General features: G+C 56.1%; 17 protein-coding genes and 1 tRNA gene. 9 read left to right on the top strand and 9 right to left on the bottom strand.

The annotated features are described in order from the left end of the window. Window positions 1-6: 6 nt before the first annotated feature. The 3 genes from GGR27_RS02620 to GGR27_RS02610 form a co-directional block, all read right to left on the bottom strand. Window positions 7-531: a ribosome maturation factor RimM gene (locus tag GGR27_RS02620; protein ID WP_168035831.1), complete on the bottom strand. Its 525-nt coding sequence runs from the start codon at window positions 529-531 to the stop codon at window positions 7-9. Beyond that, window positions 532-1,143 carry a riboflavin synthase gene (locus tag GGR27_RS02615; RefSeq protein WP_168035830.1) on the bottom strand — a complete coding sequence of 204 codons (612 nt, stop codon included), beginning with the start codon at window positions 1,141-1,143 and terminating at the stop codon, window positions 532-534. Window positions 1,144-1,526: 383 nt separating this feature from the next. Then, window positions 1,527-4,055, bottom strand: a complete 2,529-nt coding sequence (locus tag GGR27_RS02610) for a glycoside hydrolase family 31 protein (RefSeq protein WP_168035829.1) — start codon at window positions 4,053-4,055, stop codon at window positions 1,527-1,529. A gap of 241 nt (window positions 4,056-4,296) precedes the next feature. On the opposite strand from GGR27_RS02610, the gene GGR27_RS02605 reads away from it, so the two are divergent. The 7 genes from GGR27_RS02605 (at window position 4,297) to GGR27_RS02575 (ending at window position 12,826) form a co-directional block, all read left to right on the top strand. Next, entirely contained in the window at window positions 4,297-4,821 is a 525-nt protein-coding gene (locus GGR27_RS02605) for a MarR family winged helix-turn-helix transcriptional regulator (protein ID WP_168035828.1), read from the top strand. After that, window positions 4,818-6,011, top strand: coding sequence for an efflux RND transporter periplasmic adaptor subunit (locus GGR27_RS02600; protein ID WP_168035827.1), 1,194 nt, complete (start codon window positions 4,818-4,820; stop codon window positions 6,009-6,011). Before GGR27_RS02605 ends, GGR27_RS02600 begins: the two co-directional genes overlap by 4 nt. A gap of 89 nt (window positions 6,012-6,100) precedes the next feature. Then, window positions 6,101-9,319, top strand: coding sequence for an efflux RND transporter permease subunit (locus tag GGR27_RS02595; protein WP_168035826.1), 3,219 nt, complete (start codon window positions 6,101-6,103; stop codon window positions 9,317-9,319). 2 nt (window positions 9,320-9,321) lie between these two features. Beyond that, complete coding sequence (locus GGR27_RS02590) at window positions 9,322-9,870, top strand: 5' nucleotidase, NT5C type (protein ID WP_168035825.1); 549 nt, start codon at window positions 9,322-9,324, stop codon at window positions 9,868-9,870. Between the two features lie 212 nt (window positions 9,871-10,082). Next, the gene (locus GGR27_RS02585; protein ID WP_168035824.1) at window positions 10,083-11,468 is read left to right on the top strand and encodes a TolC family protein; all 1,386 of its coding nucleotides are present in this window, start codon (window positions 10,083-10,085) and stop codon (window positions 11,466-11,468) included. 49 nt (window positions 11,469-11,517) lie between these two features. Then, the gene (locus GGR27_RS02580) at window positions 11,518-11,979 is read left to right on the top strand and encodes a 3-oxoacyl-ACP synthase (protein WP_168035823.1); all 462 of its coding nucleotides are present in this window, start codon (window positions 11,518-11,520) and stop codon (window positions 11,977-11,979) included. A gap of 169 nt (window positions 11,980-12,148) precedes the next feature. Next, window positions 12,149-12,826 (top strand): T9SS type A sorting domain-containing protein, encoded by a 678-nt coding sequence (locus GGR27_RS02575; protein WP_168035822.1) that lies wholly within the window; start codon window positions 12,149-12,151, stop codon window positions 12,824-12,826. A 102-nt stretch (window positions 12,827-12,928) separates the two neighbouring features. Here GGR27_RS02575 and GGR27_RS02570 read toward each other — a convergent pair whose 3' ends face one another. From GGR27_RS02570 to GGR27_RS02560, 3 genes are read right to left on the bottom strand one after another with little or no spacing between them, the layout of a single operon-like run. Further along, the gene (locus GGR27_RS02570; protein ID WP_168035821.1) at window positions 12,929-13,582 is read right to left on the bottom strand and encodes a CoA transferase subunit B; all 654 of its coding nucleotides are present in this window, start codon (window positions 13,580-13,582) and stop codon (window positions 12,929-12,931) included. Window positions 13,583-13,642: 60 nt separating this feature from the next. Next, window positions 13,643-14,338 carry a CoA transferase subunit A gene (locus GGR27_RS02565; protein WP_168035820.1) on the bottom strand — a complete coding sequence of 232 codons (696 nt, stop codon included), beginning with the start codon at window positions 14,336-14,338 and terminating at the stop codon, window positions 13,643-13,645. A gap of 27 nt (window positions 14,339-14,365) precedes the next feature. After that, window positions 14,366-15,442 carry a DUF547 domain-containing protein gene (locus tag GGR27_RS02560; protein WP_168035819.1) on the bottom strand — a complete coding sequence of 359 codons (1,077 nt, stop codon included), beginning with the start codon at window positions 15,440-15,442 and terminating at the stop codon, window positions 14,366-14,368. A 160-nt stretch (window positions 15,443-15,602) separates the two neighbouring features. On the opposite strand from GGR27_RS02560, the gene GGR27_RS02555 reads away from it, so the two are divergent. Both GGR27_RS02555 and GGR27_RS02550 read left to right on the top strand, forming a co-directional pair. Beyond that, a tRNA-Ser gene (locus GGR27_RS02555) sits at window positions 15,603-15,687 on the top strand. Between the two features lie 108 nt (window positions 15,688-15,795). After that, window positions 15,796-16,923: an Mrp/NBP35 family ATP-binding protein gene (locus GGR27_RS02550; RefSeq protein WP_168035818.1), complete on the top strand. Its 1,128-nt coding sequence runs from the start codon at window positions 15,796-15,798 to the stop codon at window positions 16,921-16,923. An 84-nt stretch (window positions 16,924-17,007) separates the two neighbouring features. Here the strand turns inward: GGR27_RS02550 and GGR27_RS02545 are convergent, their stop codons facing one another. From GGR27_RS02545 to GGR27_RS02535, 3 genes are all read right to left on the bottom strand, one after another. Continuing rightward, window positions 17,008-19,482: a TonB-dependent receptor domain-containing protein gene (locus GGR27_RS02545; RefSeq protein WP_168035817.1), complete on the bottom strand. Its 2,475-nt coding sequence runs from the start codon at window positions 19,480-19,482 to the stop codon at window positions 17,008-17,010. A 139-nt stretch (window positions 19,483-19,621) separates the two neighbouring features. Further along, window positions 19,622-20,986, bottom strand: coding sequence for an HTTM domain-containing protein (locus GGR27_RS02540; RefSeq protein WP_245184373.1), 1,365 nt, complete (start codon window positions 20,984-20,986; stop codon window positions 19,622-19,624). 91 nt (window positions 20,987-21,077) lie between these two features. Continuing rightward, entirely contained in the window at window positions 21,078-22,142 is a 1,065-nt protein-coding gene (locus GGR27_RS02535) for an imelysin family protein (RefSeq protein ID WP_168035816.1), read from the bottom strand. Window positions 22,143-22,157 lie beyond the last annotated feature (15 nt).

Below are 22,157 nucleotides of genomic sequence, written 5' to 3'. Positions count from 1 at the left end.
ATTTTACTATTCCTCTTCGGAAACAGCGCCGCCGAGGTCTAACAAACCTTCCGGTAACAACATTCCCAGTATTTTTTTCTCCTCATCTACCGACTCGACTAAATCTTCGTGGAGCGGGATGAGGATTTCTTTGCCGTCCACCGTAAGTTCGGCGAGGTAGTGGGAGGGAAGGTCCATGATACCCGTAATTGGCCCGAGCAACGGGTAGCCTTCCGCCTTAATGCGGTAACCGACGAGGGCATCGAAGGGCGTGGCGTCCCGCTCGTCCCTTTGCGTGACCTGGGTGCTCATCAGGAACAGGGGGCGGTTACTGAGCAGACTGATCTGTTCGCGGGAGTCGAGGTTTTCGATCTTCAAAATGACCGCGCCGCCCGCCCGGACTTGTTCGAGGAAGTAAGGCACGGCCGGGTCGCCGATGTGGACGGACGTCGCGGCGAAGAGATCGTCTTCGTAGAACTCTTGGATGTGCGCCTTAATTTCTCCCTTCAAACCGTGCGCCCTGCCGACCCAGCCAATTTCAATCAGTTCCATTTATCCGTTTTTGAGCGCGTGTGCTTGGTAGGCCGCCATCTGCCGGGCGATGTACTTACCGATGATGTCGAACTCCAGGTTTACTTGACTGCCCGGCGCCAACTCACGAAAGTTGGTGTGTTCGTAAGTGTAGGGAATGATGGCAACCTTAAAGGTCTCGTCAGTCGGCTCCACCACCGTCAGCGATACGCCGTTGATCGTCACGCTTCCTTTGTCCACCAGCAAATGCTCCGGAGTGGGGGCGTAGCGGAAGGTGAAGTACCAACTTCCGCCGGCCTCCTCCACGTTCAGGCACTCACCGACCGTGTCGACGTGGCCCTGCACGATGTGTCCATCCAGTCGCGCGCCGGCCTGCATGGCCCGTTCCAGATTAACGGTGTCTCCATCACGCCATTCGCCCAGCCGCGTGCGGTCCATCGTTTCGCGGATGGCGGTGACGGTGTGGGTATCCCGGTCGAGGGCTACAACCGTTAGGCAAACACCGTCGTGGGCGAGGGACTGGTCGATCTTCAACTGGTCGCTGATGGTCGAGCGCACCGTGAAGTGGACGTTGTCGTGCTCACGCTCGATGTTGGTGATGGTGCCGTTTGATTCTATTATTCCTGTGAACATGGGACTAAATTTTTACGGGAGGTTTGGTAAGGGTAACCCTCTCCCTCTTGTCCCTCTCCGGAAGAGGAGAGGGATGATTCATTGTCGATGGGGATGTTGATTTGATTGCGTAGGGAGGAGCTACGGGAGTGTATAGAAAATCGTGTCGGGAAAAACTTAAATCACTGATTACCAATACTTGAGTATTCGTGCAGACACAGTTAGGAAAACGCTCCCGAGCTACTTGATTCTAGTGAAATCAATATTAAATTACAACGCTCCAACGCTCCAACGCTTATCACGTCCCCCCTCTCCTCTTCCGGAGACACGTTTTTGGGGTGAAGGGGACCCAAAATAAGTTGGGGAGAGGGTTACCCGAACACACAAATACCCCCCACCAAAATTTAGTTGATCAAAATCTCCCCAAAATTAAAAGGAACGTTAACCACCACCGCCTTCTTGCCGTAATAAATCCCCGTCGTAATCTGCCGACCGTCAACGACAATTGAAGAGGGCGGAGCCGTCAGTCCGAGGAACCGAACCTCAGCGACCTGGAAACTAGCGTTGTAGCTGCCCCGGACGGTCTGGCGCAGGGCAATCTTGCCCTTCTTCCGGGTCACCTCGTAGGTGCGCTCCGTGAACTGCCCCGCGTCGTGGCCGTAGCCTTCACCCGCGTCCCAGTAGAACGTGCTCGTACCGGACTCGGCCGCGAAGACACTCAATTCTAACGATGATAACTCGTGCATTTCCTGCGTACTCTGCACTACGTCGACCGTCGGGAGCACGGTGCCAGCCTTCACGAAGATTGGCATCCGGTCAGCTTTAACCTTCACCTTCATTTTTTGCGTACCGGTATGGTGTTCGCCCGACCAGAAATCGTACCATTCTCCCTGCGGAAGGTAAATCGCCATGGACTTCATGCCTTCCTTAAGTACGGGACATACCAGCAGGTCGTCACCGTACAAAAACTGGTCGCCGAACTTGCGGCACTGCGGGTCTTCCTGGTCGTAGAAAAACAGGTTACGCAGCACCGGTACGCCGGTTTCCAGGTGTTTTTTAAAGCTGGAATACAAGTAGGGCAGCAACTGGTAGCGCATCTCGATCGCCCGGCGGTTACGCTTCGTGTGTTCTTTGCCGTGCGCCCAGGGCTCCTGGTCCTTCCGGTCTTCCGCCTCGGCTTTCTTGACGGCCTCCGCTTCTACGCCCGCGGCACCGTCGGCGTTGTTACCCATCGAGTGAATACGCATTAGTGGGTGAAAGACAGCGAGTTGTAACCAGCGAGTTAACATTTCGGGCGTGGGGTCGTCGACGAAACCGCCGATGTCGGTGCCGACCATGCTAAAACCGGAGATCGCCATGCGAATACACTGCCGGTTGGCAATCTGAAGGTGCTCCCAGCTGGCGATGTTATCTCCCGTCCAGAGGGCGGCGTAGCGCTGTCCGCCGGAATAGCTAGCGCGGCCCAGCAGGAAGGGGCGCTTGGCAGGTTGTAGTTTTTTCAGGCCGTCGTAACTGGCCCGCGTCATGTTGAGGCCGTAGATGTTGTGCGCTTCCTTATGGTCGGTCGGTTGCCCGTCCATGTCGTGGCGGATGTCGTCGGGGAAAGTAAGTCGGTTGACCTTGAACATGGCCGGCTCGTTCATGTCGTTCCAAAAGCCACTCACGCCCTGCTCGTTGTAGAGCTCACGGTAGAGCGGCCCCCACCACTCGCGGACCGCGGGGTTAGTATAATCCGGCCAGACGCACTCGGGCGGCCACACGGGGCCAACCATGGAGTTGCCGTTCGGCCGCTTACAGTCGTAATCGTGCTCGATCATCTGCTGGTAGACGGGGTAATTCTCGTCAACGCGGATGCCCGGGTCGATCATCACGACGGTGTGAAAGCCGTCTTTTTTGAGATCGCTAATCATGCCCTTCGGGTCGGGGAAGTGCTTCTTGTCCCAGGTGAAGCAGCGGTACTCGTCCATGTAGTCGATGTCCAGGTAAATCGCGTCGCACGGGATGCGTTTGCTGCGGAACTGCCCGGCGAGCTCCCGCACGCGGCTTTCCGGGTAATAGGACCAGCGGCACTGGTGGAAACCCATCGCCCAGAGTGGGGGTAGTTCCGGTACTCCGGTCAGGTGGTGGTAGCGGGCGGCTACGTCGTCGAGCTGGGGCCCGTAGATGAAGTAGTAGTTCATTTCACCACCGTCGGCCCAGACGGTACACAGATCGTCGGAAGTACTGTTGAAGTCGAAATGACTGCGGTAGGTATTGTCGAGGAACACTCCGTAAGCCTTGCCGTCGCGGAGGCCGTAGTAGAAGGGAATGGTGCGGTAGTTCGTCTTGCGGCCCCGGTGGTACGCGAAGGCGTCCTCGTTGTAATTCGACCATTCCGTGCCCTGCAGGTCGGTATCCCAGGCCTTATCACCCATCCCGAAAAAGCCTTCTTTTTTATCGGTGGCGACCTGGATACGCACCTGCTCCAGGCCCTTCATCACGGTCGTGCGCGCGTAGAACGGCTCGGTGTATTCCTGGATGACGGATTGGGTCGCCTTGTCGGTGATTTTTAGCCGGCCGTCCGCTTTGTTGATTTCCAGGCGGATGGTGCCGGTGCTTAGGCCGTAGGCTTTTTTACCTTCCTTGCGGGTGACCTTGATGGAGGTTGGTTGCGCCGCCGGGTCCATGCCGTAGCTGAAGTCGCGGCCGGGTTTGCCGAGCGTAATGCGGATGCGGACCACGTCGTCGGACCAAAATTGCAGGTGGAGATTCGCCTTGCCGTCGCTAATGGCCGTATAGGTCTGTTTGCCGGTCTCCACGAGGTCGGTCACTTTGCCGATCCGGTGAATATTATACACGTCGTCGTAGCGCGCGGTATTGACCGTGTCGCCTTCGAAGGTAACTTTTGGGTCCGGGGCGTAGGCGTGGCGGGGTTTTTTGGTCAGTTTGGTCATTGCGTATGGGGTTGGCGGAGGACGCCGGTAAACAGTTGCGCAAAGTAAAGACAATTAGGCCGCTTTTGATTAGCCTTCGGCCCTTAATGCCCCGGGCGCGGTCGCGGGTGCCCGGGAGGTTGGGGGAAGCAAGGGTAATGAGCCGCCGAAACCTTGCTGCTGTTCTGATTTACCCTGCACCCGCCCCGATAGCTATCGGGGCGCAAGCTCCAAAAAGCCCATCCGCAACAAATACTATCTATTGGGAAACCATTCGACCGAAGGCGCGTTCCGTTGCAATTGCAACCAAACCACCTTCCCCCTGGACGCCGATCACCCCGCTAAGCTGATTTTCCTGACGAACCGCGTCGGTCGCCAACTCGCCCGCGCCACCCTCCCGACGATGGAGTTCGAAGGTTTCCAACCCCTGGGCACGCACGTAGGTCTGCTCGCCGATCTCTTTATTAGTGACGGGCAGCGCCAGCAGGACCTGGCCATCACCGGCATCAAGGATAAAGCTACCGTAGCGCGCAGCCTGGCCCAATTGCTGGAGGCGGGCTTCGTTACCCGCGTCGCCGACAGCGTCGACCGGCGGCAAAAGCTGATTTTTGTCTCCGAAAAGGGACGACGGTTTTGGGCCTTCATCGAAGCGCAAACGGAAGCGATCATTCCCGAAATAACTAAGGACATCCACCCGAAAAAAATGGCGGTCTGTCTCGAAGTCCTCAGCCAGATATACGGTACCCTTCACGAACAAGGCCACCCCCAGCAAACTCCCCAAACATGAGTAAAAAAACACCCTGGTACAGCACCGCCCTAAAAGCCGTCGTCGGGATCATGATCATCCTGGCGGGTTTTTTTGGGATGAAGCAACTTGGCTTACTGAAGGGAGAAGCACCCAAACGCGATATTCCCGAGCGGATTAAAGTCGTGGAAGTCAAGACCATCAACAACGGTAACCTGAGCACTACGCTCGCCATTCAGGGTAGGTTGCAAGCCTACAACAAGATCGCACTCTTCACGGAGGTCGGCGGTGCCGTCCGCGAAACGGGCCGGCCCTTTAAGGAAGGGACCTACTTTAAGAAGGGGCAGACCCTGCTGCGCATCGACGATAACGAAGCGCGCTTCACACTCCAGTCGCAGAAGGCAACGCTGATGAACGCCGTGGCCAACATGATGCCGGACCTAAAGATCGACTACCCGGAAAGCTTCGCGGTCTGGAACGACTACCTGACGAACTTCGACGTCGACCAAACCCTGCCCGCACTCCCCGAAGCAAGGGACCAGCGCGAGAAGCTATTCGTAGCGGGAAGAAATCTTTACAGCCAGTTCTACTCGATCAAGTCACTGGAAGATCGCCTCGCTAAGTACACCCTTACCGCCCCCTTCAGCGGCGTACTCACCGAAGCGGTCGTCGACCAGGGTGCCGTCGTCCGGCCCGGTCAACAACTCGGTGAGATCATGGCAACTGGCTACTACGAGTTAGTCGCCACCGTTCCCCTGAGTGAATTACAGTTCCTCGAAACCGGCGGGAAAGTCGATTTGTACAGTGAGGACATCGCCGGCCGCTGGTCGGGTACCATCCGCCGCATCAGCGATCAAATCGACGGCGGTAGCCAGACGGTCGACGTATTTATCGGCGTCACGGGCCGTGAACTCCGGGAAGGGATGTACCTCCGGGGGGAAGCCGACGCGCGCGTCTTCGAAAACGTCGTCGAAATCGACCGCAATAAACTGATCGACGAAGAAAAAGTGTTCGTCGTCGAGAACGATACGCTGCTGCGCCAACTTCCGGTCACCGTCCGCAAGTTCAGCCGGGACCGCGTCATCATCGCGGGCTTGCCGGATGGTGCCAAGTTGCTCGACAGCGAGGTGGCTGGTCCCTACGACGGAATGCGCGTAAAGCTCGCTACCGCGCAAGAATCATCCGAAACGGCCGCCAAGCCGGTGACCGCTTCCGAACCCGTCTCCAAATAAAGGTTGAGGGCTTGTAGCCCGAACGTTCATGCGGTAGCGCTACTGCTGTTTCGTTCGGGCTACAAGCCCTCAACCTTGAAACAACCAGCATGAAATCATTCATCGCCTACTTCGTCAAGTACCCCGTAGCGGCCAACTTGATCATGTTCGCCATCGTAATCCTGGGCGTGCTGAGCCTGTCCCAGATGAAGGCTACCTTCTTCCCGGAATTCGAAAGCCGCACGATATTCATCCAGATCATCTACCCCGGGGCGAGCCCGGAAGAGGTGGAAGAGGGCATCATCAACAAAATCGAGGAGAACCTGAAGGGCCTGAGTGGTCTGGAGCGCTACACCAGCGTCAGTTCGGAGAACTCCGGTCAGCTCACCATCGACGTCCTCAAGGGGTACAATACGGACTTGGTACTGCAGGACGTAAAGAACGAGGTAGACCGGATCAACTCTTTTCCCGTCGGGATGGAACCACCGGTCGTGTACAAACGTGAGAGCCTCGGCCGCGCCATCACTTTTGCCCTGTCCGGAGACGGCGTGAGCCTCGCCGCCCTCAAACGCAGTGCCCGCCAGGTGGAAGATGATTTGTTACAGATTGACGGCCTTTCCAAAGTCACCCTTTCCGGTTTCCCCGACGAAGAGATTGAAATTGCCTTCCGCGAAGCTGACCTACAGGCCTACGGGCTCACTTTTTTGGAAGCCTCCGACGCCGTGCGCAGGAATAACGTGGACGTGACGGGCGGTACGGTGAAGGGGCAAGACGAAGAATTGCTCCTCCGCGCCCGCAGCAAAGAATACTACGCCGACGGATTGCGGGACATCGTCGTCAAGAGCACCCCGTCCGGCGGTACCGTTCGCCTGAGCCAGGTTGCCACGATTCGCGATCGCTGGGCCGACACGCCGAACCGATCCTTCCTGGATGGGTCACCGTCCGTCAACATTCAGGTCCAGAACACGCTGGAGGAGGACATGCTGAACATCACGGACACCGTACGGGGGTACCTCTACGTGTTCAATCAGGAGAATTCAGACATTACGGCGTCGATCATCAGCGATGAGTCCGTCACGCTGAACCAGAGGATTGTTACATTGGTGAGTAACGGTTGGCAAGGTTTCCTGATCGTTTGTGTCCTGCTGTCCGTTTTTCTGCACTGGCGGCTCGCCTTTTGGGTTGCGTTATCGATCCCCATCAGTTTTGCGGGCATGTTCATTGTTGCTGCTTACCTGGGCATCACGCTCAACGTCATTTCCTTATTCGGGATGATTCTGGTGATTGGAATTTTGGTGGACGACGGTATTGTCATCGGCGAGAACATCTACGCCTACCACGAAAAAGGAATGCCGCGCATTCAGGCCGCGATCGAAGGCACGGAAAACGTCATCGGAGCCGTCTTTGCGGCCATTACGACGACGGTCATTGCCTTCTCAAGCTTTTTCTTTCTGGATGGCTCACTGGGGGACTTTTTCCCGGAAATGGCGGTTGTCGTCATTTTCTCGCTCATCTTTTCGCTGGTCGAGGGCTTCATCATCCTACCAACCCACATCGCCCACTCCAAGGCACTGGACAAAGATTCGAAGCCCAACTGGGTCCAACGCAAGTTCGATAGCCTGATGGACCTGTTGCGCGACCGTATGTACGCGCCCGTGCTCGGCTGGGTGCTCAATAACAAATTCGTCGCGCTGTCACTGTGCCTCGCGGTGCTGTTTTTGAGCTTCGGCCTCGTTGGCGGTGGGTTTGTGAAAACGACTTTTTTCCCGATCATCGAAGGAGACGAAGTAACGATTACGCTCCAGCTTCCCGCCGGAACGCCGGAAACCAAAACCAAGGCGATTCTCGAACGCATCGCCGCCGCCTCCGAGCGGGTGAACGAGCGAATGTCCGAAGAATTTTACGACAACACGCAGGAGTTGGTCGAACGGGTGGAAGTGAAGCTCGGTCCGACGACCTACGAGGGAACGGTGACGGTCGCCATGATCCCCGGCGAAGACCGCGAACCCGTCTCGCAGCGGCAGGTAACCAACGCGATCCGCGAGGAGGTCGGGCCGATTGACGAAGCGGAAGTTTTGTCATTCGGTGCGCGCTCTTTCTTTGGTAAGCCGGTCAGCGTTAGCCTCGTCGGTAGCGACATTAACGAGCTCGACGAAGCGACGGCCGACCTCAAAGCCGAGTTGTCGCAACTAGCCGAACTCGCCGACGTGGTGGATAATAACCAGGAAGGATTACGCGAAATCAACATCAGCCTCAAGGAAAAGGCGCGGTACTTAGGTCTCGATTTGCAGGACATCGTCGGGCAAGTCCGCTCCGCCTTTTTCGGCACGGAAGCCCAGCGCCTGCAACGCGGCGAAGATGAAGTGAGGGTGTGGCTGCGGTACGGAGAGGATAGCCGCCGCAGTATTTCCGACCTGCAAAATATGCGTATTCGCCTGGCTGACGGTAGCGAGTATCCACTCTCGGAAATTGCCAAGCTGGAACCCCAGCGGGGCGTGATTGCCATCAACCACGTCGACGGCCGCCGGGAAGTCAAGGTGGAGGCGGATATTTCGGACAATGCCGTCTCCGTGACCGACGTGAACGCGGACATTACCGACAACATCCTACCGGCCGTGCTCGATCGCTACCCCGGCGTGTCCACGGTGGCCGATGGGCAGGTCCTGAACCAGCAAAAAACGTCTTCTTCGCTGGCCATCGTCGGCCCGGTCGTGCTCGCCCTGATGTTTTTCGTGATCGCACTTACGTTCCGCTCCATCCTGCAGACGGTCGTGCTGTTCCTGCTGATGCCCTTCGGGGCGATCGGCGTCATCGGTGGTCACTGGCTGATGGACAAGCCGCTCAGCCTGTTCTCTTTCCTCGGTATCGTCGCCCTCATCGGTATCATCGTGAATGACGGTTTGGTATTCGTGTCGAAATACAACGAGAACCTCCGCAACAAAATGCCGATGATGGAGGCCCTGGCCGAGGCGGGTCGGAGTCGCTTCCGGCCGATTTTGCTCACGTCGGTAACGACCTTTGCGGGTCTCGCTCCGCTGCTGCTGAATAAATCCCGGCAGGCGCAGTTTCTGATCCCGATGGCCATTTCCGTCGCGTTCGGTTTGCTGGCGGTCACGGTGATCCTCTTGATTTTACTTCCCGCCCTGATCGTACTGCAGAATCGCTTACGCTACTACTTCTGGAAGGGGTGGCAACCGGACAAAGTGTGGACGTACACCAACGTCGAGCCCGCCTACCAGCAAATGGACTTTTCGGAAGACGAACTGCCCGACCCCCCGCGCCGCTACGACCGGGCGGACGAGGTGCCGGACGAACAAATAATCGAATAAGCATGGCTAAGATCTGTATCGACATGGACGGCGTGATGGCCGACACTTACCAAAAGTTTGCCGACGCTTACCTGAAGGAATTCGGACGCGAACCCACGCGGGCGGAACTACTCGGTAAAAAGGTTTATGAGTTGGACGGCGCGGGCCATTTGCGCGATCTCATGTACGAACCCGGCTTCTTTCGCGACGTCGCGGTGATGCCGGGAGCGCGCGAAGTCGTCGCGGAACTCTACGACGGCCACGACGTGTACGTCGTGACGAGTACCATGGAATTCCGCAACAGCTTCACCGACAAGTGGGACTGGCTGGGCGAACACTTTCCGTTCATCCACCACTCAAAAATCGTGTTCTGTGGGAAAAAGGATGTGGTCCGTGGTGACTTCATGATCGACGATAAGGAAGCGAATCTGGCCGGGTTCAATGGCACCGGGTTACTCTTTACCGCGCTCGATAACCATTACATCACGGGTTACCACCGGGTGAATGACTGGACGGAAGTTCGGGAATATTTTCGGGCGGAAGTAGCCGCTGAGATTGCTGAAATAGGTTGACGAGCACCCCGTAATTTTGCTGCGGTGCATTCTGCTCTGGGGATCGTTGGCAAGTTTTCCAATCAGTAAATATTTTGGCGCGGTCGCGGGTGCCGGGCAAATTAGGTGGAGCAGTGACTACGTGACTTTTGGCCGCAACCCCGGTACTCTACGTACGCGACCCAGCATCCGCACGGTAATCTTTTTATAAGTTAAGCGCTAACTAAGCATCTATGTCGACTTCCGCTATCCTTCCGAATATACCCCGCACCCGCGTCCGCGCCCTACTGCTCTGCGTCCTGGCCACTACGGGCTTAAGCGCGCAACGCAGCCTGTCCCTTAGCGACGCCATCCAGGAGGGTCTGGCCAATAATTACCAAATTCGACTCTCCCGGGCGGATCTGGCCGTCGCTGAAAACAACGACAGCTACTCCCTGACGGACAAATACCCCACGATTTCACTCGGCGTGACCCCGCAGGTAAGCTACCGCGATAACGTCAACCCGGCGAGTATCGTGGCGCAGAGCACGGTCGTCACCTACGGGGTCGGCCCGGCGGCTAACCTCAACTGGACTTTGTTCAACGGTGGCCGCGTTGAAATCGCTAAAGATCAGCTCGCTACCGTCCGTGAGTTGTCGGAGGGGCAACTACAGGTACAGGTTGAGAACTCGGTGGCTCAAATCATCCAGGCGTACTACAACACCGTCGTGCAGCAGGAGCAAATCGACGTCCGCCAGCGCGTACTGAACCTCAGCCGCGATCAGGTTGAATATCAGAACGTCCGCCGCGACTTCGGCCGGGCCGGCACCTTCGACGAACTCCAGGCCAAAGATGCGTACCTAACCGATTCCACCCAGCTCGTGCTGCAACAACTTAATTACGAAGTCGCCACGCAAAACCTTCTCCAGGTGCTCGGTTCCGACAACATTAACGAACCGCTGACGCTGACGACCGAGTTGAAATTCGACGACGACCGCTTCGACGAGACCGCCCTGGTGCAACGCCTGGAAGCTAACAACAGCCAGCTACGAACTTTAGCAACCAACCGCGCGCTAGCCGGTATTCAAACGGAACTCATCCAAACTGAATACAAACCCACCGTGGCGCTCGTCACCGGGCTTGGCTACGACTTCTCCGTCGCGACCGGCACGCAGACTTTTGATTTTAACGACGATCGGCCTTCCCGCGAGGTAAAGCTACCCGGCTTCAAAGCCCCGGCCCGGACGCTCTCCGGAAACATCGGCTTCGGCGTCAACTACTTACTCTACGATGGCAAGAACCGCAAAGTGCGCGAGCAATCCGCCCGCCTGGAAGAACTCACCAGCAAGCTGGAATACGACGCCACCAACCAACAACTGCGCACCCAACTGCTCAACGCCGTGGCCCGGCATAACAACCAAACCCAGCTCGTTAACATCACCCAGGACCTGATCGCCAACGCGGAGCGTAACATTACCATCGCGGAAGAACGCTTCAGGGGTGGCACGATCAATAGCTTCGACTACCGCATCATTCAGGTCAACTTAGTTAATGCGGAATTTCAGTTGCTCAACGCGCTCTTGAACCTGAAAAATACGGAAACGGAGGTGCTGCGGCTTACGGGGCAGGTGGTGCAGTAGTTGGGGGCGAAAAGAATATAGAGAAAAGAGGTAAGACTAAGGAAAGAAGATGAAGGAAGGTTTGGAGTTGAAGGCTGCCGTGCTGAAGGAGTGTTTTCGCCGGTTGGTCGCGCAGTTGACGACGATCGAGTCGAGCATGAACGCCATTCGGGAATCGAAAAGTAGCGAAACGAAATCCAGCGCGGGTGATAAGTTCGAGACGGGGCGGGCGATGTTGCAACTGGAAGAAAACAACCTGAAGCAGCAACTCGCCGCCGCGTTGGGAACTCGCCAGCTACTCACGCAGGCGGAGCGGCAGCCGACCGGCGGTACAATCGCGATCGGTAGCCTGGTGGCGATGGATAAGGGCCTTTACTTTGTCTCTGCCGGTTTCGGCAAAGTCTCCGTTAACGGGCGGGACGTGTTCTGCACGAGCCCGGAGAGCCCGATCGGACGACGGTTAATCGGTAAGGGGGTGGGGGAGGCGTTTCTGTTTAATGAGGTGCGGTTCGTGGTGTTGGGGTTTGTTTGAGAGGTTGGCACCACGGCCCGCAATACGATTGACAACTTACTGAAAATGCGCGGCTCGCGGCTCAGCGAAGACTTCGAGCCAGCTACTCGTTATGTCGCCAACGGATACTTAACGGCTTTTACCACGCCGGCTTAGCTTTACTTTGCGACCTTAGGGTAAACTCTGCCCGATGAAATACCCGCTCGCCGCTCTATTACTATTTTTCCTCTCCGGCGGTATTTTTGCCCAAGAAGTTACTGCCAAGCGCACGTCAGCGCTACAAAAAGAAGGCTACGCCATTACGGGCAGCGTTGTCATCGAGGAACTTTCCGACGGCAAGCTAAAGTTATCTTTGACCGAGGACTACAGCACGCAGTCCGGGCCGGACGTGCACATGTTGCTTGCTACCTCCAAGTCCGTAGACGGGGCGTTCGACGTAGTTAACCTGACGGCGATCAACCACTGGTCCGGCGCGATGACTTTCGACCTGCCCGACAGCATCACCCTCGACCAATACGCTTACGTACTTCTGCACTGCGTACGGTTTAACGAGCCCTGGGCCTCCGGAAAACTGGGGGAAGTAGAGCAGGTGACGACCACCGCTACCAAAGATGCCTCCCTCACCAGCCAGGTGTCGATATTCCCCAACCCCGCCTCCGACGTAGCTAGCATCACCTGGCCGGCCACTTTTCAGCCCCACTCCGCTGACGTATTTAGCGTGCTTGGCCGCAACGTCAGCACACAACGCATTACCTCGAACGCCGTCAACACTGAGCTAGACGTAAGGCATTTTGTTGCGGGTCGCTATTTAGTGCGGCTGTCGGACGGGCAACGCACCGTCACCCGGCTGTTGTTAGTTAGACATTAATCTATTTCCTATTCCAGCAAAAAGTCAATCGCCTCAGAAATTCATTGATGACTGCTCGCGGCGTCGCTCATAATTCCGCACTGGCTGAGAACTGAGGCTTTTCTAAACCCTGATCTCCGGAACCTCTCCCCGCACCACCAGCCGGCCGGCCGTGGCCGCCCTAATTTCCTCGACGCTAACGCCCGGTGCCCGCTCCAGCAGTAAGAATCCGTCCGGCGTAACCTCCAGCACCGCCAGGTCGGTCACGATCTTCTTTACGCAGGCGACGCCGGTCAGCGGTAGCGAGCACTTAGATAAGAGTTTCGACTCCCCCCTGCGGTTCGTGTGGCTCATAGCCACGATAATGTTTTCGGCCGAGGCGACCAAATCCATTGCGCCGCCCATGCCCTTTACCATTTTACCAGGGATTTTCCAGTTGGCGATGTCGCCCGTGTCCGATACCTCCATCGCACCGAGTACGGTAAGCTGAACGTGCTGACCACGGATCATCGCAAAACTCGTGGCGGAGTCAAAAATACTCGCGCCGGGTAGCGCCGTGATGGTTTGCTTGCCGGCGTTAATCAGGTCGGCGTCTTCCTCGCCCGCGTAGGGGAACGGACCCATCCCGAGGATGCCGTTCTCGGACTGGAAAGTCACGTCAATGCCTTCGGGGATGTAATTAGCGATGAGGGTAGGGATGCCGATGCCGAGGTTGACGTACCAACCGTCTTTCAGTTCCTGGGCGATTCTTTTGGCAATTCCGTTTCTGTCTAACATGATTATTTTTTGGGTGGGTGGTAATAAATTAAGCCGCTTAATGGCGTCGCGTGCGCTAGTTTACTGCTCCCGCACGGTACGCTGCTCGATCCGCTTTTCGTAATCGACGCCCCGAAAAATACGCTGCACGAAGATGCCCGGTGTATGAATTTGGTTGGGGTCGAGCTCGCCCGGTTCCACCAGTTCTTCTACTTCCGCTACGGTGATCTTACCGGCCATGGCCATTAATGGGTTAAAGTTTCGGGCGGTGCCTTTGTAGATCAGGTTGCCGTCCCGATCACCCTTCCAGGCTTTGACGAGCGCGAAGTCGGCCGTCAGGGCGGATTCGAGAACGTGGGGTTTGCCGTTGAAGTCACGTACTTCTTTTCCTTCCGCCACTTCGGTTCCGTAACCGGCGGGCGTGAAAAAGGCGGGGATGCCCGCCCCGCCGGCCCGGCAGCGCTCGGCGAGCGAACCCTGCGGGATCAAATCGACTTCCAGACTCCCATCCAGCATCTGGCGCTCGAACTCTTTGTTCTCACCAACGTAGGACGAAACCATCTTACGCACCTGCCGCTGCTGGAGCATCAGTCCGATGCCAAAGTCATCGACGCCGGCGTTGTTGGAGATGCACTCCAGGTCGGTTACCCCACTTTCCACGAGCGCCGCGATGGCGTTTTCGGGGATGCCACAGAGGCCGAAGCCCCCCAGCATCAGGGTCATTCCGTTTTCAATTCCGGCTACGGCCGCGGCCGCATCGGGGACTACTTTGTTCATGATCGATCGTTTGTGTTCGGGGGTAAACTACTGCTTATTCAGCGCCCAGTCGTATTCTTTGTAGCCAATTTCTTTGTCGGCGGGAATGGCGGTGGCTAGGTACTCGTTGAGGTAGCCGCGTAGGTCACCAAAATCTTCTCCGTACCAGTCGAAAATCTTGGACACTTTGACGCTGCCGCTAGTTTGGTTGTAATCGGGGTTGCGGATGAACGCGCGGGCGCTTGTTTCTAGCATCCGGTCGAGATTCTCGGCGGTAAAGGCCCTGTTGGGCAGCGGCGGGCAGGACGTCGCGGCGCAATTGACGGCGAAGTGGATGCGGGCGTCCTTGTACCGGGGGCGCAGAATGTCGTGCTCGATGTTGTTGAGGCTGTAAGATTTCCCGTCGATGTCGATCCATTTCACCTTCCACGGGTCGCCGCCACTGATGTCCTGAATGGAGTTGACCGGGTAGAATTCCAGGACACGTTTGATGGTGAAGGCATTGTAGGCGTTAATCCAGTAAGCCATCGTGGCGTTACGGCCCCAGTCGTCGGTGGGGGCACTTTTCTGCAACGTAGCCAGGTAGTTATCGAGCTCGGCCTCGTTCTTTTTCAAGCCGGCGTAGTTGACGTTTCCCGCGTCGGTGACGTAGCGTTGTAGGAGAGTGTTCCAGGGCGCGTGGTCGGGTGGGGTGATGGCTGCCGGGGTTTGGATTGGTACTTTAGTCGGTGCTTCCGGTTGCGCGGTCGCTGGTGCCGAGTTTATGTGAGAAGGAGCGGCAACCGTGTTAGCTGGCTGGGTTGGTGCGGTAGGTTCTGGGTTCGCTGCTGGCTTGTGGACGGACGAACCGGTAGCAATCTTGGCGGGCTTAACCGGAGCCACGGGTTTGGCCTCCACCGGGGCGGGTAAGGTAATTTCCTTGATGGTGGACGGGTCTACGTTGCGGGTGAACTCGATCTGGTCTTGCTCGACGGGCAGAGAAGTTCTTGCCGGTACGGTCGCGGTAGTTGCGGTAACCTGGTCGACTGGTTCCGTGGTGTCGGTGGCAGGATTGACGTCGTCACAACCCACGGCAAGTAATCCGAGTAGGAGGGTGGTGGTCAGAAAACAAAATTGCTGTTGCATAATGCGGGTAGTTCTGTACGGAAGAACGCGTATACGGGTCGCATAGGTTTAGTGGCGGGGAATGGTGGTGGCGCGAAAAAACTAATTCGTCACCCGGCAACTTTAGCGAGAAATATTCTTGTTCATCTTCCGCCGGCGTTTTACCTTTGCGCCCACAAACGGAGGAATGGCAGAGCGGTTTAATGCACCGGTCTTGAAAACCGACGTACGGAAACGTACCGGGGGTTCGAATCCCTCTTCCTCCGCCCGAAAAGCTCGATCGATCACCGGTCGGGCTTTTCTATTTTCCGGCCAACTGTACGTAAGGATTCCACGTTGACCGAAGACTACAGACTAAAGACCCCAGACCAATAATGGACACCACCAAGATCATCCGCGCCCTAGCCACCGTCCAGGACCCCAACACCGGCACCGACCTGATCACCGCCAACATGGTCCTCCACCTCAAGGTCGCAGCGCCGGACGTCACCTTTACCCTCCAGCTACCGAAACTAGATAACGACTACAAGCAGCAACTCAACTTCGCCTGCCAGGAAGCTATTCTCGACGTATACCCGGAAGCGAACGTCCACGTCCACATGCAAAACCCCGGAAACCCTGCACCCGCGTCCGCGCAAGGCGCTGCTACCGGTGGCCCCCAAAAGCCTAATCCGCTCCCACAGATTCGCAACATCATCGCCATTGCCAGTGGAAAGGGTGGCGTTGGAAAATCTACGGTGGCCGTTAATCTGGCCCTCGCCCTCCAGGAAATTGGCGGTACGGTCGGCCTCCTCGACGCCGACGTCTACGGCCCCTCCGCTCCAACCATGCTCGGCTTGGTCGGCCAGAAGCCAACGGTCGAAAAAGTGTACGGCAAGCCGAAAATCAAACCCCTCTACGCCTACGGGATGCCCGTAATGAGTACCGGCTTCGTCGTCGAACCCGAGCAAGCCGTCGTTCTCCGTGGCCCCCGCCTGTCCGGCATCATCAAGCAGTTCCTCGAAGAGTGCATTTGGCCGCCGCTGGACTACTTAATCATCGACCTTCCTCCAGGAACGGGCGACGTTCAACTCAGCCTCGTCCAGACCGTCTCCGTAACCGGTGCCGTTCTCGTGACTACCCCCCAGGAAGTCGCGTTGAGTGATGCCATCAAAGCCATGAACATGTTCTTCCTGCCGGACGTACAGGTTCCCGTGCTCGGTGTGGTAGAAAATATGTCCTGGTTCACACCAAGGGAATTGCCGGATAACAAATACTACCTGTTCGGTAAAGACGGTGGGAAGATTTTGGCGAAAAAATCTAACTCGATGCTGCTCGGTCAAATACCGCTCATACAGGGCATACGGGAAGGTGGAGACAGCGGTAAGCCCGCCTTTCTCGATAAGGAAGACACGGTTACGCGGGAAGCGTGGCTGAAAGTCGCCAAAAACGTGGCACGCCAAACGGCCCTGCGCAATGAGATGATGAGTGCTACGCCGGTCGTGCAGGTCAAAAACACCTAATATCGTTTGGCCACAAAATCACAAAAATGGCCAGTGTCGTACATTTTGTGCTTCCGTGTTTTTGTGGCCCAATAGCTCGGTGATTCAAAGCCGGACTCCAAGCGTCAGATAAAATGACCGCGGCGCGCTGGGAATGATCCCGGGGCCAGGGTAGCCCGTGGCGCGCCGCGTAAAATACTGTTGATCCAACAAATTACCGGCCCCGGTTTCTACTAAGAGCTTCTTCCAACGGTAAGAGAGCGAAAGGTCCATCACGCCGTAGGCCGGTATTTCGCCTACGATGCCCGACTGATTATCTCGCACATCCTGCCCCGCGTTACTAGCATCCGTAAACTGGGAGGAAAGGTGTACGTACTGTAGCGATGCGAGTAAATCCCCGTACCCGGCGCTGATGCCCGTTTTCAAATTGAGAAACGGAATGAATTCCACTTCATTCCCTTCCACGCCGGCCGTCTCCGAGGAAGTGTATTGTGACCTCGTCAAACTAGTATTGGCAAAAGCTTCGACCGAATAAGCGACGCCCCCGTTTGTTTTTCCCCGCACGGCCTTCCAGGTAACGAGCGATTCAAGGCCGTAGATAAAAGCAGTCCCGATGTTCCCCCGTCTGCGGACAATACGTCCGCTGCGAACCTCCGTACCGTCCGCCCGAATGATGACTTCCGGTGTCAGGACTTCCCCGAGACGATCATTATAACGCAGGCCAAAAATATTCGCGGTCACGTCAATTTGCTTAAACGCGGCTCTAAATCCAACATCGGCCGTATACCCATCTTCGTCAGAAATATCCGGGTCTACCTGGAAAGACGGGTTGACGGTACGGATGTCGTTAAAGGTAACCGAGCGGTAGTTTTGACTGAAGTTAGCGAACAGTTCCGTGCCGCCTTCATCTCGGTAGCTGAGGCCCACGCCCAGGAGGAGGAGGTTACGCGCGAAGGTGCGATTGTCGTCAAATTCCGTATCCCGGATCGGGTTATTGGCCAGGTCGAAATCGATACGCCGGAAGGTGCCGCTGCTCTCGGTTTTGATGTATTCGTAGCGTGCGCCGGGGGTAACGCTCAACCGGTCGTTCAGGTAAAAGATGTGTTCACCAAAGATGGCCAGGTTACGGTTGGGGAAGGTGAATTGGCTCTGGCTCGGAAAGGAAGGGAAGCGGTCCGTCGCCAGGTTAAAGTCCGCGTCCTTGCCGTTCGTGCCCGGGCCCTGAAACGCGGTGTTATCGGCGTGGTAATATTTAGCACCGATGAGTGCGATTGCGCTTCTTTTACCGATGGTATAGCGGTGCAACAAACGCCCTTCCGCGCCGTAATTGTTGAAATCGTTCACGATCAGGTCGCGTGGCGCGTCGAGGTCGTCCACCTGGCTGACCCGGTTGGTTCGGAAGCCTACGGCAGCGCGGGAGGCATCGAGGCCAAATACGCTGAGGGATAGGTTCGTACGGTCGGTGAGTTTGTGTTCGTAGCGAAGGTTGTACAGCTGCCAATCGACTTTAAAATGATTGCGGGTTCGGTTGCTCTGGAAAGGGTCCTTGTAGAATTGAGCATCGGTAAGCCCCCCGGCCTGTTGAGCGAGATAGTCTAGGTAAGTATATTCAAAGGTCAGGCGGGCGTTTTCGCTAAAGGAGTAGTCGAGGTGTAAGTAGGCGTTACGACTATCGAAGTCGGAATTAGGCCGGAAACCATCGCCGCGTTTGTAGTTGACGTAGCCGTAGTAACCGACTTTCCCGACCGTTCCGCTCAGGGAATTAAAACTCGTAAATAGTCCGTAGCTGCCGACCGTTTGGCGACTGATCAACTCGATCTTTCGGTTGCGATTCGGCTCGTGGAATACGAAGTTTACCAGGCCGCCGAACTGCGTTCCGTACTGTAGACTCGCCGCCCCGCGCACGACCTGAATTTCCGCCAGCGCCTCCGCCGGCGGGGTGTAGTAGCTTTCCGGGTAGCCCAGCACGTCGGCCGAAATATCGTAGCCGTTTTGCCGGGTGTTGAAGCTGGCCGAGCGGTTGGGGTCGAGCCCGCGCCCGCCGATGCTGAGTTGTAGTCCGGCGTCGTCGGATTCGTAGATATTCAGTCCGGAAACGCGGGCGTAGAGTTGCCTTGCCTGGTTAGCGGCGAGGTTGGCGGTCAGTGCGGCTACGTTGACGACTTCCGTTTTCTTACCTGCGTAAATGGCCGTGCCTTCGACCGCGCGGAGGCGGCGGATAGCGGCTTTGAGATCCCGGTTCCCAATCACGGTCACCGCATCCAACTGCATATTCAGTCTCCTTAATTCAATCGTGATGCTCGTCTCTGGACCAGTCAGTGGAAAGTGGTACTGTAAGCTAGAAAATTCGGACTGATAAGATAGTAGTGTTACTCCTCTAATATTTTCCTGTATTGAAAAATTTGCCTTACCTTGTGCGTTGGTTACCCGCAGTTCTTGCGTCTCCGAAAGGTACAGGTCGACGCCCCGCAGGGGTTGGCGCGACGCACTGTCCACTACTGTCACCACTAATTTTGTTGTTTGGGCGCGGACGCCGATGCTGGGTAATGTGACAATGAGCAGCGTTAGCGAGGCTAACATCAAGGTGAACCTGCTGCTCAAACCGGTTCGTGTTTTCCTGAGCGCACGCAGGTCAGTACGGTGAGCTCGGGACGTAGAGGTCCCAAAATTTATCGAGTTCGACACCATCTTTCCCAGTCGATTCACTACTGATTCAATGCTAAATTCCATAGATCTGCTCATTAAAGTCAGTTAACCAAGTCACTCGTGGCGCGTCTTCGGTGATCGTCGTCAAGTCCACGTCTTTGCGCACATAAAGGCGGCTCGCTCGTCCATTCAGGGCAACGTAACTCTCCGCGTACACTTCCGGTTGCCGGCCCGTTCGCCCGATTTCTTCCTCCGCTAAAAAATGAGCGAATTCCAGAATAAAATCCGGTTGCGTCGCCAGCTGCTTCGACTGAAATGTTGAGAGATATGCGGCAGGGTCGACAATTCTGCTTTTGCCGGTTGCGGGGTCGACCAGCCGGTAATTCAGGTAACCCGCCTTTTCCATCAGCATCACCCGCCAGCTGAAGCGGTAGCCTTCTTCCGTCCAGAACAACTCCCCGTCGTTCGCCAAATAGCGCCAGGGGAGAAGTAAGTGTATCGCCAGTAGTAAGACTACGCAGCTGCTAGCAAGCCGGGGCACCGCCACCATTTTTTTGCTCTTCCCGAAATTTCCTTGCACCCGCGCTGCGCCAGCTAATCCTGCACTTAGTCGTGACGACCCCGCCCCGATAAATCTGCGAAACCACTCAAGTACCCGCTCGTGCCACTCCGCCCCGAAAAAGATCAGCGCGCTCACGATCATGATGTACGGAAACATACCGATCGGGAAAAGCACGCGCGTCATCACGTGAAAAACGACCACCGCGACGAAGGCCAAATTACGTGTCGGTCTGTATAGCAGGAGAAACGGAATGAATAGGTCGTACAGCGCGCCACTCCACGCAAAAGCGAAGTGAACCCAGCGCTCCTGCAACAAGTCACCGAGCAGCGGAATACTGTATTTAGCGGGCAGCCAAATGGCCAGTGGCTGGGCGTGAAGTAACCAATCCGTGTTCAGCTTTGCGAGACCGGCGTAGAAGTAAACAACCCCCACGAAAAGCTTCAGCACGTCGATCGTCCACCGTGGAACCAAGGCACCTTCGTTCAATCCGGCATCCAGCGAAAACCGTGCGTTGGCCGGCAGAAATATCATTAAGGCGGATAGCAGACTAACGAAGTAATAGTGGTTCAGGTAAGTCGTTTTGTCCATCAACTCCACGTAAGTGAAGCTGAGAAAAAAAACGACAGTTGCAACGCGATACTTCCACCCAAGGAGGATACAGACCGAACTCAAAGCGATGGCGCCGAACAGCAAATAAGTCCAATCACCAAGCGGCTTCACCCACGCAAAATATTGGTAGCTAAAGAAGTAACTCGGCTCCAAATAAAGCTTTTCGATCCAACCATTATACCAAAAGCGAATCACCGAAAGCAGCATCATCAGACCAAAACCAATGCGGAACACGGCCAGCGGCGCAGCACTGACCGGCGTGTTCAAACCCGTACGGGGCACCGGTGAACTCGTGCTGGAATCGATGTTAGCTAAATTAAATTTTCCTGGCTGAAGTGATGTTTACCGCGGATTGCGATCAGTCCCCATCCGCGTCAACGTAGTCCACGTTGATACTCAATGCCTGTAACATATCGACTTTTAGCAAAATCGTTAGCTTCTGCAACTCATCGTACAGGGCAAGCATTTGACCGTTATCCGTTAGGACCTGCTGACCAAAATCATCGTCCAGTGTTTGTGCCGCTGCTTTTATCGTTAGAAATTGCTGGGCAATCGAGGCACTCAAGGGTTCCCGCTCGGTAGCTCCGGTCGATTGGACGGCGTCCAAATAATCGGCCAGCCCATCACGATTAAAGAAGGTTTCGGTAGCCTCCAGCGCAGCTAAAAAGAGCGCCTTCGAATTGCCCCGGTAGCGGCCCTCGACCCGGTCCGCCAGCGGATCATCACTGAAAACCCCGGCGGGGATGCCGACTTTACCCGCCCGTAATGACTTTTCGTAGTAAAAAATGTAGTCGTTTACCGTGCGGTCAATGCTGGCCGTGGCGCTGTTGCCATCGTTGGCAATGTAGGCACTCCGGCCTTCCTTCACCTGTTCGGAAACTGCATTCTGTAGCTCAAGCATCCGATCGACAAGGCGTACGGAGTAAGTTATTGCTTTGCCGTTATTCGCCACCGGAACACCCGTTTCATCCGTACCAAAAAGTAGGTATTCGAGGGCGGGGAAGCCCTGAGCGGCGATCATGGAAGGCAACGCGAGGTTAGCTTCGGTCGCGATATTTTCTTGTATCTGCTTCACGTCCGCCGGGTAGGTGTTCGACTGACGGCGTAGGCGAACGGCCTCCGCTTCGGCTAGCAAAAATGGAGCTTGCCGTTGCCACGCTAAGTAAGCTGCGTCAAACTCAGTACGAGCTTGCTCGAGATTTGCGTCGTTCCCTTCACTTTCCAGTGATTGCAGACTCGTGAGAAGCTTAGTCAAAGGTGCCCGGCTAGCCCCGTAGCTGGGAATAATCACGTCATCAACCCAACCCGTCAGCATTTCGGAGCGGTCGAAGTTATTGCTGACGATTTGGTCGTCATCATTATCATCCGGATTACACGAGCTTGCGAGAAAGAGAATAGATAGAAACAAAAATACTCTTGACATCAGGGAAGAATTTAA

The sequence above is a fragment of the Neolewinella antarctica genome (genome assembly GCF_011927835.1).
In the GTDB taxonomy this organism is placed as follows: domain Bacteria; phylum Bacteroidota; class Bacteroidia; order Chitinophagales; family Saprospiraceae; genus Neolewinella; species Neolewinella antarctica.
The sequence above is the reverse complement of the archived record's forward strand: the minus strand, read 5'-3'. Positions and strand labels throughout refer to the sequence as shown.